Genomic DNA, 680 nt, shown 5'->3' with positions numbered 1-680 from the left:
ACCCCAGGGCGCCGCCCGCCGCGCCGAGCACGAGGCCGGTGGCCCCGGCGGTGCCGAGCAGGGCACGGCGGGAGACGCCCCGGCCCGGCTCGGGGGCGGGCTGCTCGGCTTCCGGGGCACGGGTCTGGGGGACGGACGGGTCGGGCATGGTGCGGTTCAGCCGATCTGCGCGTTCTTGGAGACGGTCACCTGGTCGATGTCGGAGGTCCGTACGGTGACGGCGACCTCCCAGTCTCCCGCCATGGGGACCTGAACACCGTTCGCCGCCCAGTGGCCGGTGGTGATGTGTTCCGGGGCCACCGGGAGCGGGCCGATCTTCTTCGCCTTCAGGGTGAGGGCGACCTTCACCTCGGGGATGTCGTACGGGCGGCCGTCGGGCCGCTGGACGTACAGATGCATTTCGTTGGCGCCGACGCGGGCGGGGTCGAGGTCGATCCGGACCAGACCCTTGCCGTTCCTGCCGCCGGTGTCGAAGGGCATGTCCAGGGTGAGGGCGCCGGAGGTGTCGGCCGGGGAACTAGCGGCCGGGGCGGTGGCCGCCCTGGCCTCCTGCTCGGTACGGCCCGGCTCGGTCTGCGTGAGCGCGGTGGTCACCGCGAGCAGCACAACGGCGACGCCGGCCTCCGCCAGCACCGACCGGCGCAGCCCGGCCCGACTCGGGTCGGCATCCCGCACCCGCT

Annotated in this window: 2 pseudogenes; both read right to left on the bottom strand. The window is 74.3% G+C overall.

Features of this window, described 5'->3' with window-relative positions:
- A pseudogene (locus tag GT030_RS35200) lies at window positions 1-160 on the bottom strand (deferrochelatase/peroxidase EfeB); the annotation flags it as partial.
- Window positions 157-680, bottom strand: a pseudogene (locus GT030_RS35195) (hypothetical protein); the annotation flags it as partial. The pseudogenes GT030_RS35195 and GT030_RS35200, both read right to left, overlap by 4 nt.

The organism is Streptomyces sp. SID1328, from assembly GCF_009865595.1.
Classification (GTDB): domain Bacteria; phylum Actinomycetota; class Actinomycetes; order Streptomycetales; family Streptomycetaceae; genus Streptomyces; species Streptomyces griseoluteus.
The sequence above is the reverse complement of the archived record's forward strand: the minus strand, read 5'-3'. Positions and strand labels throughout refer to the sequence as shown.